Below are 14,778 nucleotides of genomic sequence, written 5' to 3'. Positions count from 1 at the left end.
TTTTAAACGATTTATTTTTCAATGCGAATTAAATTGCGCAGTATTGCTGTCGCCAGGGAGGCACATCCCAATGTTTGCGATGAAGGGCAAGTGATAGCCGGACATCTCATCGCATAACGTGAACAAATAAAGGCAGTAATTATGAAAAACGTTTTTGCACTAAGTGCACTTTCTCTTGTTTTCGCATCAAGCGCTTTCGCAGGCTCATCTTACGTAACGGGTAACATCCAATTCCACGATGATGGCCGAATCCACGGTTCGGACATGACATCAACGCTAGAAGCAGGCCACACTTTCGATAACCAATTCGGCGGCTTCACGGTTTACACTGAGTTTGACGGTATTCAGCTAGGTAAACTAGAAACTGAAAACGGCGGCGCAGGTAACACAACACCAGCAATCACTGTGGGTGGTGAGCAAGCATTTAACATCACTGATCACCTATGGGTTGCAGCAGGTTACCAACACCTATTCTCTGCGGGTGAGAGCATCCAATACCGTCCTTTGGTTAAAATCGGCTACAACTTCGATAACGGTATCTCGCTAAGCAACCGTACTCGTGCACACATTGATGCAACAGACGCTGATGCAGATACAGATTACCGCATGGATAACCGCATTGGTTACGCGATGAATGAAGACGTGACCTTCAGCTACAACAACGTTTACATGATTGAAGCAGAGACCATGGACCACGAGTTGCGTGCAACATGGACTCGTAAAGGTGTACAGCCATACTTTGAGTTCCGTAGCCAAGCTCACGGTGCAGAAAACTCAGCGGGTGACAGCCTAGTGAACAACGCGTTCGTGTTCGGTGCGTCTTACGGCTTCTAATTAAAAGTTTGTCTTAACTGTCCATTAAGAAAAAGCCCAGCGGTTTGTCTCGCTGGGCTTTGTTTTTATTGGTCGTTACCTTTGTGGTAGCGGTATTCGTAAACCTGACCTTTCTCGTTGTAGGCGTAAACAGCGTAGCTGTCTTTCTTATCGCCGTACTCCATGCCCGGAGAGCCCATTGGCATACCCGGTACAGCTAGGCCTTTTGCATTTCGAGGTGGGTTTTCCAAAAACGCTTTAATGTCGTCTGCAGGAATATGACCTTCAAATACGTAGCCATCGATCTCCGCGGTGTGGCAAGAGTAAAGCTGTTCGTTCTTGATGCCCAAATCGCGTTTGATCGCATTCATGTCATCATGCAGCTTTTCTTCCACAGTAAAGCCGTTCTCTTCCATGTGTTTTGTCCATTCGCCACAGCAGCCACAGTATGGCGATTTGTGGTTGATGACATCAGCGGCTAATACGTTCGCCGATGTGACAGCAAGCATTGTAAAGGTCAATAGTTTCAACTTCATAATATCCTCGAGAAGAAGTGTCGCTTACTTAATGGTAAACAGTCGTAGTCGATTTGCATTACTGACGACCGTGATTGAAGACAGTGCCATCGCTGCACCAGCAACGACAGGACTAAGCAAAAATCCAAACGCTGGGTAAAGTACGCCTGCGGCGATAGGGATACCCAACGAGTTATAAACAAAGGCGCCGAACAAGTTTTGCTTCATGTTCTTAAGTGTCGCGCGCGAAAGTTCAATCGCATGCACAACGGCCATTGGTGATGTATTGAGAATAGTCATTTGTGAGCTTTCGATTGCCACGTCACTGCCACTTCCCATTGCGACACCAAGATCCGCCAACGCAAGGGCTGGTGCGTCATTGATGCCATCACCGATCATTGCCACTGTGCGGCCTTGAGATTGCAGCAGTTCAATATGTTGTGCTTTCTCGTCGGGCATTACTTGAGCGATGACTTCATCAATGCCGAGCTCTTTGCCGATGGCATTGGCAACGTGTTGGTTGTCGCCTGTGAGCATGACGGTTTTTATGCCCTGCGATTTTAATGCAGACACCGCTTGCTTGGCATCAGATTTAATCGGGTCAGCGATGGCAATTAAACCAATCAGTTCGTTGTTCAGCGCTACAGCTACTGGTGTCCAAGCGTTGTTTGCGCAATCTTCAATCGCTTGCTTCATTGAGCTGGTATCAATCTGCTCGGTTTGCATAAATTGCAATGAGCCAATGAGTAACGGTTGTGCTTGGTAAGTCGCAGTAATACCACGGCCACGAATGTTCTCGAAGGCGCTCAATTCAACACTTTCAGTCTTGTTCTTTCTCGCGTAATCACAGACGGCTTTTGCCAACGGGTGCTCCGATTGACGCTCTGCCGCGTATGCCAAAGCCAACATGTGCTCTTGGCTGGTGGCGTGAGTAAACACTTGCTGCACAATCGGTTTACCTTGAGTAAGCGTGCCAGTTTTATCGAATACGACCGTGTCAATTTTGCTTGCCAACTGCAGTGCATCAGCGTCTTTGATCAGAATGCCGAGCTCTGCGGCTTTACCGACACCAACGGTGACCGACAATGGCGTTGCTAAACCCAGTGCGCAAGGGCAGGCGATGATCAGCACAGTGGTCGTTACTACAAGCATGTAACTGGCTTTAGGCTCTGGACCTACGGCAAACCAAGCCAAAGCGGCAAGGATCGCGATGCCGACCACGACCGGAACAAATACCGATGAAATCTGGTCTGCTAATTTGGCAATGGCAGGCTTGCTGCTTTGCGCTGTGCGTACCATGCGAATGATTCGAGCCAGCATAGTGTTCGCGCCGATGCCCGTTGCTTCAATGATTAGTCCACCATCGGTATTTAATGTACCGGCAGACACTTGCGCATCTTGCGCTTTTAATACTGGTACGGGTTCACCGGTTAGCATCGACTCATCAATGTAAGATTCACCCTGTATCACAACGCCATCTACTGGCACTTTCTCGCCCGGTTTGATGCGCAGTTTCATGCCTAGCGTGATTTGTTCAACTGCGATCTGTTGATCACCTTGTTCTGTAATCGCTGTCGCTTGTTGAGGTTGCAGGTTAATCAGAGCTTGCAATGAGCGTGTTGTGTTTGCTTTGGCTTTTGCCTCTATATAGTGACCAAGAGAAATTAAACCGATGATCATTGCGCTCGCTTCAAAGTACACGTGGCGTGAAGCAAGAGGGAACCAGTCTGGGAAAATCACCACAAGCATTGAATAGAACCACGCCGCACCAGTACCTAGCGCGACTAACGTATCCATGGTGGCGCGTTTGTGAGTGGCTGCTAACCATGCGTTAGTAAAGAAGTGCTTACCCGCGGTTGCAAGCAGTAAGAGGCACAGAATACCAATCGCGCCCCAAGCCAACTGGTCGTTCGTATTGCGAATCACCATGTTGCCGCCAAACACTCCCCACAACATCAGTGGCGCACCGACAACTAAGCCAGCAATAGCATCTAGCTTGAAGCGTTTTTGTTGGGCAAGTTGTTGAGCCGCTTGCTTTTCTTGTTGGGTTGCTGCGTCTTGCAAGATCTCTGCTTGGTAACCGGCTTGTTTTACGGATTCAACGATCGCTTGGTGAAGGGCTTCTGTATCTTGAGTGGCGAACACTAATGCACTTTGCTCAGCAAGGTTTACTTGTGCTTTCTCAATGCCTTCTACGTTAGTAAGTGCTTTCTCTACTGAAGAGACGCAACTCGCACACGTCATGCCTTGAATCAGCATTTGCAGTTGAATGCTCGCTGGTGGCACCTGCGCATCTTTAATATTGTTTTGCTTTTCTGCCTGTTCAGTCTCTGGTGAGCTTTCTTCTTCTACTTCAATAGAATCAAGGTTAGCGGTATAGCCGAGAGTCGCCACAAGATCGATAACTTGCTGCTCTGAGAGTAGGGTCGTGATATCGAGCTGGGTTGTCGATGCTTGAAACGCAATGACGTCTTGATTCTCCTCTAATAAAGAAGAGAGTTTCTTCACGCAGCCGCCGCAGCTTAATCCAGCTAGGTGGAACTGATATTGATGGCCTGCGTGATAACCCAAGGACTCGATCGATTCAACAATAGAAGAAAGAGGGGACTCGGTTTTCACCTCAACCATGGTCGGGGACAAATTGATGATCTCAACACTGTGATTGGCATGTAAAGCTTTCTCAACTTTTCTCGCACAGCCCATGCAGTTGAGCCCTGACATAGGTACAACGAACTGATACATAATTTGTCCTCAATAATAGTAATGAGCAGAGCATAAACCTTCCTGCAAGGGGAAGGTCAAGTTTTTCGACGCGAAACAAATTCGTCAAAATCGACGTTATTGCACAGCCTTTGTGCAGGGATTGTTGCGAGTTATCTCAAAGTTTTTTCTCTCTGAATATAAAGTTCCGTTAAAACGCCTAAAAGTTGAGTGAAGGCGCTCACGATTTTTGAGCTTTTTATATAAAAACAGAGAGAGATTGAGTGGTTTTGACGTTTTTATATTTTTATTTGTCACTATAAGTTGTTGTTAATTATTGGTTTATATTGCTTTTGATCTTCTGATTTTGAACTTGCTCAGATTGCGGTTTGGAAAGTTTTTTACTGCGAAAAAAGTTTGTCATATTTGCCCCGTCCACACATTGTTTCAAGTTCCTGCAATGTCCTAGTTAGCGAATTTGAAAATGGAAAAAACTAAAAATATAGGGGTTAAAAATGTCTTACCTAAAGAAAAGCCTACTTGCTACTGCAATCACAGGCATGATGTTCAGTGGTTCAGCTTTTGCTGATGGTGCAAACAGTGATGCAGCGAAAGAGTACCTAACTAAAGACTCTTTCTCTTACGAAGTTTACGGCATTATCGCGATGCAGGCCGCGTACCGCGATTACGATTCTGGTAGCAAAGCAACTGACGACGATTTGGGCGGCATGCAGCTAAACAACGAATCACGTATCGGCTTCCGTGGTAAAAAGCAATTCGCTAACTTTGAACCAACGTTCATTTGGCAAATCGAAGGTGGCTACGTAGACCCAAGCTTCGGTGGTGAAGGTGCAGGTCTTGGTGAGCGTGACACATTCGTAGGTTTTGAAAGCGCGTCTTGGGGTCAAGTTCGTCTAGGTCGTGTTCTTACTCCAATGTACGAGTTGGTTGACTGGCCAGCATCTAACCCAGGTCTAGGCGATGTTTACGACTGGGGTGGTGCGATCGGTGGTGCTAAGTACCAAGACCGTCAATCAAACACAATCCGTTGGGACTCTCCAATGTTTGCTGACAAATTCTCTCTAGATATCGCAGCGGGTGCAGGTGACAAAGCTGGTCTAGGTGAAGGCGACGATTACTGGGGCGGCATCGCGGCTCACTACAAGTTAGGTCCACTACAATTGGATGCTGCGTACGAAGGTAACCGCAACATCGAAGGTGAAGGTCAAACTTGGGAAAACAACACGTACCTAGTAGGTGTTCAAGGTTGGTTTGAAAACGGTATCTCTTTCTTCGCTCAATACAAATACATGGAAGCTGACGCAAGCAACGGTGTAAACGAGAAGCAAGATGCAATGTCTGCAGGTCTGATGTACACAACAGGTGACTGGCAGTACAAACTGGGTTACGCAGCAAACTTTGACCTAGAACGTGACGGTAAGACAATCGACAACACAGCAGATGATGTACTATCTGCACAGATCATGTACTTCGTAGACCCATCAGCAGTACTTTACGCTCGTGCACGTACTCTAGACTTCGGTGACGGTGCGTCTCAGCTAGACAAGCCAACAGAAGCACGTTGGAAGTCAGCTGACTACGACGAGTTCTCTGTAGGTGTTGAATACTACTTCTAATATAGAAGCAGCTAAAAGGGCGGAAACGCCCTTTTTGTCTTGATACTTATTCACATAAGCCATTGGGATGACCGGCCTGTTAGTTTCAGTGGCTTATCTAAATTGGTATAAGACGAGAAAACCATGATGAAAAAAACAACCACACTATTAGGACTTTGCGCAATCCTTTCTGCGCCTGCATTTGCTGCTCAACTGACTCTGCAAGCGGAATTGGTTCCTCGCGTTCTCAACAGTGAGTTCGTCTACCCTGAGTGGATCTCTGATAACAACAGCATCAAAGTTGAAGATGGTGCAAACCAACTTGCTGTAAATGTTGGTCAAATTGTATTTGAAGATGGCAAGCGTCGTAAATTCGATTCACAGCCGCTTCTACTTGAGTTCGATGCACCGAAAGATGCAGAGCTGACACTGACATACAATAAGTTCCGCACGATTGAAGAAGCCAAAGCATTTGAAATGGATCCGAAACTGACGCTGAAAGATGCAAGCGGTAAAGATGTTGAGTTTTCAATGGTTCAACTTCGCAAAGGCGGCCTACAAGGGTTCCGCGACTATGAACGTGAAGTGGCTGATTACAACAAAGCAATGAACAAGCAATCGACGAAAGCAAGCATCGCGGCGTCTCCGGCAGTCACTAAGACATTAAAAGAGTCATTCAGTGATCTAAGCCGTCAAGAGCAACAAGAATTCATGCAGTGGGCGATGCAGAATCTAAAATAATCGGCATTCGTAACTTTCTTTTGCGATAGCTTTTCTGTTGTTCTAAGTATTTTGTCGCTATAAATAAGAGGGCAGTACCTTAATCGGTGCTGCCCTGTTTGTATTTCTGGCGTTAAACCACACTGAAGGATTGTAGAATCGACTTACGATGGTAAAATGTCGCCACTTTTATCCTTGATATTACAACGAGAGCCCTCTCGTTGCTCATTACCCCTAAGGAACTCTGATGACGGTTAAAACTCGTTTTGCTCCTAGCCCAACTGGCTACCTACACGTTGGTGGTGCGCGTACTGCACTTTACTCTTGGCTATACGCTAAAAACCAAGGTGGTGAATTCGTTCTACGTATCGAAGATACTGACCTTGAGCGTAACTCTCAGGAAGCGGTTGATGCGATCCTAGAGGGCATGGAATGGCTAGGTCTTGAGTGGAACGAAGGTCCTTACTTCCAGACTCAACGTTTTGATCGTTACAACGAGATGGTTGATAAGCTTCTAGAAGAAGACAAAGCATACAAATGTTACGCATCTAAAGAGCTGCTAGACGAAGTTCGTGCAGAGCAAGAAGCAAATAAAGAAATGCCTCGTTACGATGCTAACCATCCAAAGATCAAAGCGGCAAACGAAGCGGCAAAAGATGGCGATCCATGTGTTATCCGTTTCCGTAACCCGAAAGAAGGCAGCGTAGTATTTGATGACCAAATCCGTGGCCGTATCGAAATCAGCAACACACAAATGGATGATCTGATCATCCGTCGTACTGACGGTTCGCCAACGTACAACTTCTGTGTAGTGGTTGACGACTGGGATATGGGCATCACTCACGTAGTGCGCGGTGAAGACCACATCAACAACACGCCTCGTCAGATCAACATCTACGAAGCACTAGGTGCGCCAGTACCAACATTCGCACACTGTGCAATGATCCTAGGTGATGACGGTGCGAAACTGTCTAAGCGTCACGGCGCTGTATCAGTAATGCAATACCGCGATATGGGTTACCTACCTGCAGCACTAAACAACTACCTAGTGCGTCTTGGCTGGTCTCATGGTGATCAAGAAATCTTCACTCAAGAAGAAATGATCAACCTATTTAGCCTAAACGCAGTATCTAAGTCAGCGTCAGCATTCAACACTGACAAACTGCAATGGCTGAACAACCACTACATCAAGAACTCAGATCCAGCGTACGTTGCACAGCACCTACAATGGCACCTTGATCAACAAAAACTAGACGTAACAAACGGCCCAGCTATCACTGAAGTGATCAAGCTAGTGGGTGAGCGTTGCAACACACTAGTTGAGCTAGCTGAGCAAATCCGTTACTTCTACGAAGACTTCGCTGAGTTTGAAGCGGGCGCGGCGAAGAAACACCTACGCGGCGTTGCTAAAGAGCCTCTAGAGCTTGCTCTAGCGAAAGCAGAAGCACTGACTGAGTGGACGACAGCGAACATCAAAGATGGCGTTATCGCAGCAGTATGTGAAGAGCTAGAAATCGGCATGGGCAAAATCGGTATGCCACTGCGCGTAGCAGTAACAGGTGGCGGTCAGTCTCCTTCTGTAGACGCAGTAATGGAACTGATTGGCAAAGAGCGCTGTGTTGCTCGCATCAAGATGGCGCTTGAGTTCATCGCTGAGCGTGAAGCAAACGCATAATTGCCTGAATAAATAGTCAAAAGCCGCGATAAACTTCGCGGCTTTTTTGTATCTTCTGCTAGGAAAACGGCCTAATTTCACCAAGGTCGGTTGTCCTTTGTGTATCTTTTATCATCAAGTTGCTCAAAAATTGATAAGTTTTACTTATCCAAATATAACCTTTGCAAATGCGTATTTGCTTGTTTCATACGAAATATCTCTCTGAATTAAAAACACAATCCATAAAGTTCCCCATTTATCGTCTCATTAATGAGAAGTTAATTTGCTTTACCTATTCTTTTTCGAAATATCGCGCAAACGTTTGCGTCGTTGTCGCAGCTCGCTTTAGAGTGCTCTAGATCACATTAAGTCATGCTTTTCGATGACATTAAATTGACAGTTTTGGGATTTGTCTCGGGATTTCTTGGAGTTATAGTGCTCGCCGTCAGTGAGGGAGCGATATGCACCACTGACTAGGAGGCATACCCAAGTGACTTTTATGCAAACAGTCGGAAGTTACTTCGGTATCAAACTCAAAGGAACTGAATAAAAGAATTGAAATACAACGTCAGTCAGGCGGCGCATTTCGTTACGAACAAGAGAACTTCTTTTAGAGGAATCAATAATGAAAAAACTAGCAGCGGTAATTTCAGCTTCTTTACTTATGGCTTCAGCAGCACACGCAGAAGTATACGTGGGCGGTAAGATGGGTAAGTCTTGGATGGAAGACGCTTGTGTAGCTGGTCAAGCTTGTGACAAAGATGGCTCTACTCTAGGTGCTTTTGTTGGTTACGAAATGAATGACTACTTCTCAGTAGAAGCTGGTTTCGACAACCTAGGTGACTTCGACCAAACTTCTTTCGGTGGCCACGTAGAAGCAATCACTCTTGCTCCTAAGTTCAGCCTACCAATCACAGAAGACATCGCACTTTACGGTAAAGTGGGTGGTGCTTACCTAATGATGAACGACGGTAAAGATGACTACTCTTACCTAGGTGCAGCTGGTCTTGAATTCAACATCAGCGAAAACGTAACAGCACGTGCGGAATACCAAACAATCACTGACATCAACAACGATTCAGTGAAAGCAATGGGCAACTCTGCAACTCTAGGCGTTGCATTCAAATTCGGCGGTAACGACGAAGTTGTTGTAGAAGAAGAGCCAGTAGTTGAAGAAGTGGTTGTAGAAGAAGTTGCTCCAGTAGTAGTAACTAAGACTTTCGAAACTCAAACAATCGGCACTGGTAGCTTCGCGCTAAACAGCACTACTCTTAAACCAGAGAGCGCTGCGAAACTAGACGACCTAGTAGCATTCCTAAACGAGTACCCACAAGCGAACGTTGACGTAATTGGTTACACAGATACTTCAGGTCCAGCGGCTTACAACCAAAAAGTTTCTGAGAAGCGTGCTGAATCTGTAGCTAACGCTCTTGTAGAGAAAGGCATCGACGCAGATCGCATTCACGCTCGTGGCGAAGGTGAAAACAACCCAATCGCTTCAAACGAGACTCGTGAAGGCCGTGAACAAAACCGTCGCGTAGAAGTTGTTGTTCCTGAGTTCGAATACCAAGTTCAGCAATAAGCTCCTATCTGACCGTTAGAAGTCTTAAGCGCTGAATGCCCCAAAGAGTTCGCTCTTTGGGGCTTTTTTACATCTGAATTTAGATGTTTCAAAAAAGAATCAACACTGATGCTATTTACAGTTTTGTATTTTATTACTTTAATTATCTATGAGTTTTGCTTACCCTTTTAGCTATTAATAGAATTATTAGTTAGCACTATGTCTAAGAGCAATTTAATTACAAATACTGGACACCGCTTCATTTCGAAAGGCAAGACAGCCTTTAAGATTCATATCCACACACCGGAAGATACCGTTTTGCATCGTTCCGTTGGATTCGTGCGCATTGGAGAAAAGAGAGGTCTTAAAAAGGCCATCAAACTGCGTAATGAGCTCGGGCGTGAGATGTGGGGGAAGTTTTGGCGGAGACTATTGAAAGACCCGTACTTAATGACGCGGTTGCCACACAGTGTGGAGCCTAAGATAGTCCACAAACCAAACCCGACGCTGGATGACCCAGACAACCGTGACACTTGTTATATTGCGAAGTGGCGTGAGTTTAATGACGCTGGCGAATACAAGTACAAAACGGTCGTGCGGTCTATCAACAAGTACGGCAAGCTTGCGGCTTATATGCAAACCAAAAAAGCCTTGCTTGATGCACACAAAGACAACCTCGAAATCTTGACCTTTATGGGGCGTCTCAACAGCATCGACCTCAAATAGCGATGCGGTTAGCTTCTCTTGTTTTCCTTTCTCTGAGCAGTAGACATAAAAAAGCCTTAGCTTAAATAAACTAAGCTAAGGCGATGAATGGCGCCCCCAGTAGGATTCGAACCTACGACCTGTCCCTTAGGAGGGGACTGCGCTATCCAGCTGTGCCATGGGGGCGTAATCAAATAAGATGCGTTGCCTATGATATTCAAAAGCAAGCATATCGCAAAGCTTTATACGCGTTGCTAAAGCATCTTGTTCATTACGTCGCCAATTTGCACACTAGAGGCAAGGTTTGGCTGTTCAATGGTCAGTTCCGCTTCGTGTTCGTAAACACGAGTTACTCTTAGGGTAATATCGCTCTGAGAGACCTTATTACGCGGTAAGCCGTTTTGGTCGATGAAAGACGCTGTGTGCCACAATTGCAGCTGATCACCCTCTTGTACGCCGTGCATGCGGCCAAGATCCATGGTTACAGTATTGCCAAATACAGCCACGACTTCTGGCAGCGTAATTTTACAAGACAGCTCTGATTCCAAATCCAACATAATGTTACGGCTAACGCGCAGCATCATCTCACCGTACGTTGATGCCCAGAAACGAGCACTGCGAGTATCGACTTGGCTGGTTTTAGCAAATGGCCAACGCGCCACTTCGCGGTAGTTCTTGTGGTAAACCTCGTGGCCTGTCTTTCCGTCGAAGACTTTCATCTCCATCGCAAACTGGCGGTTGATAACGTCATCTTTAAGCAGCTTGGCATCGATCGTGGCGGTCAAATCGGTAATGACGCCGCCGATGATGTATTGTGCGCCATTGTCTTGCGCGATCATCTTAGTGCGCTCTGGGTAATTAGCACTGATGGAGTAATCGGTAGTACCAACAGACACAAAACTGCGTGAGGTTTGATCAAGCTGACGATTGACCACGTGGCTAAAATCATCACCAACATTGTAGATTTGACCCATGACGGCTTGTTGAGGAGAAGCGACGTCGATGTTGCCGACTAGGATCGTCTTCTTGTATTGATCCACGTGGCAACCCGTTGCCGATGGATAAATGTCCACTCGGATCCTCATTTCCACCTTGCCGCTGCGTTTACGCTCTGATTCGACCAAGATGTAACGTACTTCATGGTTGGTGAATTGGTACTCTTTGCGGTTTTCTTCCAGCAATGGCATCAAGTTACTGATGCTGCCAATGTCTGCGCCCGAAAAGTTGACAGCCTTGAAGAGCGCGTCTTCCAACGCATGCAGCCTTGCCGCTTCTTCAGAAGAAACGATAGTGGCAACGCCTGTCACTTCATACCAAGATGCCGCCGCACGAAATGGCGTCATCAATATAAAAGTGATTGATATTAGGCTAAAAAATAATTTTTTCATTGTTAGTAACCGTTCGGGTATAAATATTGCTTTACCAATTTCAGTGAAGTTTGGTGGGCTTTTCTTTCGTTCGACAAACAGAAGAAAAGCAAAGACTGTTCCAAGATTACGTTTTATTGAAATGAAGTCGAAAAAGAGCAGTAACACCTAGGATTATCTGGAGAATCAAACCATGAAAAGATGGCTTGTTGCCGCATCGATGATGACGCTTTTAACATCGTGCGCGTACTCACCAATTTACAATGGTAAAGAACCGTATTCTGGCAGCCAATTCATGCTGATGGACAGTCCACGTCATACGATGGACTATTTCATTGAGAGCATGACGGAAGAGCTGATGGTTTCGAACGTTGCAGTATCGTCGCGTACACCAATTGCGATTACTTCTTTTGTCGATCTGCAAAACATGGATGCAACCAACTGGCTTGGTAACTCGGTATCGGAAGGGTTTATTCATCAATTCCAACGCCGAGGTTTTAAAGTAGTGGATTTCAAAACCACAGGTTCAATCCAAGTGACTCAGCAAGGCGATTTCGCACTTAGCCGTGATTGGCAAGATTTGGCACAAGAGCAAGAGATCCAGTACGTGCTGACAGGCACTATGCTTCGCCAAGAAGGTGGTGTGCTCGTGAATGCTCGTGTTGTAGGCATGCAGAGCCGCATCGTGGTTGCAACGGCGCAAGGTTTCTTACCTGCGGATCGTATTGGCCGTGATTTGGATACGCTGAACAGCATCCGCACCCAAGATGGCGTGCTTATTCGTTCTGACCCGACTATTCGTCAGCCATACACTGTGATTCTCCGCCCGTAGGAAACTAGCATGAAGAAGTTATTATTTATTATCGCAACATTGGTGCTGGTGGGATGTCAGCCTCTACAGCAGATGCGCCAAGATGAGATTTTGTTGGCGGTGGGTTATGCAAGCGTAAGTGAGCAAACTGGCCGTACTGTCGAAGAGAAACGTGTTCGTGCAATGCGTGCGTCTAAGATTGATGCCTACCGTGAACTTGCTGAGCAAGTGTATGGTATGCGAGTGAGTGGGCGTGCAGAACTTGCCGATCAACGTCTAGGTATTGAAAGCACGTCGGGCGCGGTCGATGGCGTTATTCGAGGTGCAGAAGTCGTGCGCAGTTACTTAGTAGAAGACAGCTATGTGACAGAGTTGCGTTTGGATATCCGTAAGATGGATAAACTGCGTGACTACGGTGAAGTACAACAGGTGCCTGAGAAGCGTCAGCAGACCTTGTTCTAATACAACTTCACAAACAGATAATCTATTTGAGCGACGGGTTGGCAACAATCGGTCGCTTTTTTATACGTATGAGCTTTGTACGAGAGAGTTTTATGCGCGTTAGGTTTTATGAACGTTAGGTTTGGCTGTGTTTTGGGGAAGAAAGTCACTAGCTAAAAGACAACGTCGATAGGGCTGTTGTGGGATGATCTCAAAGAGTTAGGCTTTAATGTTAGTGCCTAGAGTAGAAATGGTGTGCGTTTTGCCGCCGGCATTGTAGGTCATACCGACCTTACCGTGGGTACGCTGAAGCATGTTGTTAAGTTTATTGAAACTGGATTGAGCACGATTGAGCGATTCACCGTTCATTTGGTTTACTTGCTGACAATCGAGAATGATAGATTGGATCTGTGCGACAGCCTGACTTAGGTTTGCATCTTCGGTAAGTTGATTGACGTGCGGGTGAGAGGCGATTCGCTGGTCAGTTGTTCTTAATTGACCAATGAGTGTCATCTTTTCTTTGGCAAGTTTCTCGATCTCAGTAGATACACGTGCGCTGATCGCCTGTGTTTCTTGACGTAACACACCAGAAAGTGCTTTTGCATTTTCTAGCTGGAAGTTAACAAGATCGACTAATGCTGCCATGAATTCTTACCTTGGGCCTAAGTCAGTTAGCTTTTGCCTTGCAATTCGTTTTCAAACTTGATCATGTTGTCCGCCAGTTTCTCTGGGTCAACTTTGTATGAACCGTTTGCAATTGCTTCTTTGATTGCCGCAACCTTTGCGCTGTCATAAGCCGGAGAAGCTGCCATATCCTTCTGGAGTTTGCTGACTGCTTTGCCTTGTTGGCTTAGTGATACCGCGTCTTGTTGTGCTGGCGCTTTTTTCGATTCAGTTGTGCTGGTTGCACTAGAATCCGTTCGTGCAGGTGCGCGACTTGTCGTCGTCATCATCTGACCTGAACGTATATTATCTATACCTGCCATGTTTCAACCTTAAACTCGTATCGTAATACTGGTATCCAGACTATCGACCAAGGGCAAAATAACTTTAGTGATTTTTTGCATTTTTATTGATCGATTTGCCGAACACCAACCAACCCTAGAAGGTGATGGTGATTTCCGCAATGCCTGTCACAATTCCTTCTATTATACGTTGGGACTTATCATTTTTCACTCTTACTTGATCTCCGGCGGATCCATCCTGTAATGCCGTGCCCTGCGTGGTGATCGTCATACCCGATTTTACGGCTTTGATCGTGACTTTCTCATTGCGGCATACCACGCAGACATCATTGCGTTCTACAACATCGCCAAGGCGGACGTTACGTTTTAGTTTTGAACCGATAACTTGCTCCATATTGCTAAAACCATCTTTACGAAAACGCTGTAATTCGATCATTGAAGTCGTCACATCAGAAGCACTGATGATCTCACCACGGCCGAGTTGACGTGTTGAAACGATCATCGGAACCGATGCTGAGATCCTCACAGGAACATAAACCTTCCAGTCATCGACGGGGCATTCAACCAATACGTTGATGTTACTGCGTGTGCTACTGGTTGAAGATGCAGATGTATCAAGGGGCTCTGGGCAATCGGTGGCTTTGATACGTGGATCAATATTTGCCGCATTGACGGACAAATTTCCTCCCGCTGGTTGCTCTACCGTGCTAAGAATGTGCTGCTCGGCGGCGGTTCGGATTTGCTCGATCTGACTTTCCGTTGCTGAATGAACAAAAAAGCTAAACATACTGAGCAAAATGCCGATAGACTTAGCGTACTTTGTAAATAACGCTCTACATATTGTCATAGTAAATGGTGTTGAATTCATATTATGATACGCCATACTGTTTCTCTGGTATTATGCCTGCCA

Annotated in this window: 14 protein-coding genes and 1 tRNA gene; 8 read left to right on the top strand and 7 right to left on the bottom strand. The window is 46.0% G+C overall.

Annotated features, from left to right (window positions below; genetic code table 11):
* Positions 1–141 precede the first annotated feature (141 nt).
* A complete protein-coding gene (locus ACLIIY_RS11250) occupies positions 142–834 on the top strand; it encodes an oligogalacturonate-specific porin KdgM family protein (RefSeq protein WP_005438618.1) in 693 nt (230 codons plus the stop codon).
* A gap of 65 nt (positions 835–899) precedes the next feature.
* Here the strand turns inward: ACLIIY_RS11250 and ACLIIY_RS11245 are convergent, their stop codons facing one another.
* Together ACLIIY_RS11245 and ACLIIY_RS11240 are read right to left on the bottom strand one after the other, a co-directional pair.
* Complete coding sequence (locus ACLIIY_RS11245) at positions 900–1,349, bottom strand: DUF411 domain-containing protein (RefSeq protein WP_434527622.1); 450 nt, start codon at positions 1,347–1,349, stop codon at positions 900–902.
* Positions 1,350–1,373: 24 nt separating this feature from the next.
* Positions 1,374–4,070: a heavy metal translocating P-type ATPase gene (locus ACLIIY_RS11240; RefSeq protein WP_434527621.1), complete on the bottom strand. Its 2,697-nt coding sequence runs from the start codon at positions 4,068–4,070 to the stop codon at positions 1,374–1,376.
* A gap of 473 nt (positions 4,071–4,543) precedes the next feature.
* On the opposite strand from ACLIIY_RS11240, the gene chiP reads away from it, so the two are divergent.
* From chiP to ACLIIY_RS11215, 5 genes are all read left to right on the top strand, one after another.
* Positions 4,544–5,665: a chitoporin gene (gene chiP / locus ACLIIY_RS11235; protein ID WP_038898462.1), complete on the top strand. Its 1,122-nt coding sequence runs from the start codon at positions 4,544–4,546 to the stop codon at positions 5,663–5,665.
* Positions 5,666–5,788: 123 nt separating this feature from the next.
* Entirely contained in the window at positions 5,789–6,385 is a 597-nt protein-coding gene (locus ACLIIY_RS11230) for a YccT family protein (RefSeq protein ID WP_038896402.1), read from the top strand.
* A gap of 226 nt (positions 6,386–6,611) precedes the next feature.
* Positions 6,612–8,039: a glutamate--tRNA ligase gene (gltX, locus tag ACLIIY_RS11225; RefSeq protein ID WP_005438627.1), complete on the top strand. Its 1,428-nt coding sequence runs from the start codon at positions 6,612–6,614 to the stop codon at positions 8,037–8,039.
* A gap of 604 nt (positions 8,040–8,643) precedes the next feature.
* Entirely contained in the window at positions 8,644–9,600 is a 957-nt protein-coding gene (locus ACLIIY_RS11220) for an OmpA family protein (protein ID WP_020196223.1), read from the top strand.
* Between the two features lie 198 nt (positions 9,601–9,798).
* Entirely contained in the window at positions 9,799–10,305 is a 507-nt protein-coding gene (locus ACLIIY_RS11215) for a hypothetical protein (protein ID WP_027726697.1), read from the top strand.
* An 88-nt stretch (positions 10,306–10,393) separates the two neighbouring features.
* Here the strand turns inward: ACLIIY_RS11215 and ACLIIY_RS11210 are convergent.
* Positions 10,394–10,470, bottom strand: a tRNA-Arg gene (locus ACLIIY_RS11210).
* 68 nt (positions 10,471–10,538) lie between these two features.
* Complete coding sequence (locus tag ACLIIY_RS11205) at positions 10,539–11,672, bottom strand: flagellar assembly protein FlgT (protein ID WP_032802617.1); 1,134 nt, start codon at positions 11,670–11,672, stop codon at positions 10,539–10,541.
* A 172-nt stretch (positions 11,673–11,844) separates the two neighbouring features.
* Here ACLIIY_RS11205 and ACLIIY_RS11200 point away from each other — a divergent pair, with 172 nt between their 5' ends.
* Both ACLIIY_RS11200 and flgP read left to right on the top strand, forming a co-directional pair.
* Positions 11,845–12,483, top strand: a complete 639-nt coding sequence (locus ACLIIY_RS11200; RefSeq protein WP_005425606.1) for a FlgO family outer membrane protein — start codon at positions 11,845–11,847, stop codon at positions 12,481–12,483.
* A gap of 9 nt (positions 12,484–12,492) precedes the next feature.
* Positions 12,493–12,924, top strand: a complete 432-nt coding sequence (gene flgP / locus ACLIIY_RS11195; protein WP_005438638.1) for a flagellar assembly lipoprotein FlgP — start codon at positions 12,493–12,495, stop codon at positions 12,922–12,924.
* 198 nt (positions 12,925–13,122) lie between these two features.
* Here flgP and ACLIIY_RS11190 read toward each other — a convergent pair whose 3' ends face one another.
* The 3 genes from ACLIIY_RS11190 to flgA all read right to left on the bottom strand — a co-directional run bounded on the left by ACLIIY_RS11190 (position 13,123) and on the right by flgA (position 14,751).
* A complete protein-coding gene (locus ACLIIY_RS11190) occupies positions 13,123–13,548 on the bottom strand; it encodes a flagella synthesis protein FlgN (protein ID WP_045481542.1) in 426 nt (141 codons plus the stop codon).
* Between the two features lie 26 nt (positions 13,549–13,574).
* Positions 13,575–13,889, bottom strand: coding sequence for a flagellar biosynthesis anti-sigma factor FlgM (flgM, locus tag ACLIIY_RS11185; protein ID WP_005425628.1), 315 nt, complete (start codon positions 13,887–13,889; stop codon positions 13,575–13,577).
* A 115-nt stretch (positions 13,890–14,004) separates the two neighbouring features.
* Entirely contained in the window at positions 14,005–14,751 is a 747-nt protein-coding gene (gene flgA, locus ACLIIY_RS11180; protein ID WP_045412993.1) for a flagellar basal body P-ring formation chaperone FlgA, read from the bottom strand.
* Positions 14,752–14,778: the final 27 nt, after the last annotated feature.

Source organism: Vibrio sp. K4 (assembly GCF_051122595.1).
Taxonomy (GTDB): Bacteria; Pseudomonadota; Gammaproteobacteria; order Enterobacterales; family Vibrionaceae; genus Vibrio; species Vibrio owensii.
The sequence above is the reverse complement of the archived record's forward strand: the minus strand, read 5'-3'. Positions and strand labels throughout refer to the sequence as shown.

Excerpts from the sequence above, each read along its gene's own strand:
- ACLIIY_RS11250 (WP_005438618.1), top strand. The coding sequence starts at position 142 with ATGAAAAACGTTTTTGCACTAAGTGCACTTTCTCTTGTTTTCGCATCA.
- flgM (WP_005425628.1), bottom strand. The coding sequence starts at position 13,889 with ATGGCAGGTATAGATAATATACGTTCAGGTCAGATGATGACGACGACA.
- chiP (WP_038898462.1), top strand. The coding sequence starts at position 4,544 with ATGTCTTACCTAAAGAAAAGCCTACTTGCTACTGCAATCACAGGCATG.
- ACLIIY_RS11205 (WP_032802617.1), bottom strand. The coding sequence starts at position 11,672 with ATGAAAAAATTATTTTTTAGCCTAATATCAATCACTTTTATATTGATG.
- ACLIIY_RS11190 (WP_045481542.1), bottom strand. The coding sequence starts at position 13,548 with ATGGCAGCATTAGTCGATCTTGTTAACTTCCAGCTAGAAAATGCAAAA.
- flgA (WP_045412993.1), bottom strand. The coding sequence starts at position 14,751 with ATGGCGTATCATAATATGAATTCAACACCATTTACTATGACAATATGT.
- ACLIIY_RS11230 (WP_038896402.1), top strand. The coding sequence starts at position 5,789 with ATGATGAAAAAAACAACCACACTATTAGGACTTTGCGCAATCCTTTCT.
- ACLIIY_RS11215 (WP_027726697.1), top strand. The coding sequence starts at position 9,799 with ATGTCTAAGAGCAATTTAATTACAAATACTGGACACCGCTTCATTTCG.
- ACLIIY_RS11220 (WP_020196223.1), top strand. The coding sequence starts at position 8,644 with ATGAAAAAACTAGCAGCGGTAATTTCAGCTTCTTTACTTATGGCTTCA.
- ACLIIY_RS11245 (WP_434527622.1), bottom strand. The coding sequence starts at position 1,349 with ATGAAGTTGAAACTATTGACCTTTACAATGCTTGCTGTCACATCGGCG.
- gltX (WP_005438627.1), top strand. The coding sequence starts at position 6,612 with ATGACGGTTAAAACTCGTTTTGCTCCTAGCCCAACTGGCTACCTACAC.
- flgP (WP_005438638.1), top strand. The coding sequence starts at position 12,493 with ATGAAGAAGTTATTATTTATTATCGCAACATTGGTGCTGGTGGGATGT.
- ACLIIY_RS11240 (WP_434527621.1), bottom strand. The coding sequence starts at position 4,070 with ATGTATCAGTTCGTTGTACCTATGTCAGGGCTCAACTGCATGGGCTGT.
- ACLIIY_RS11200 (WP_005425606.1), top strand. The coding sequence starts at position 11,845 with ATGAAAAGATGGCTTGTTGCCGCATCGATGATGACGCTTTTAACATCG.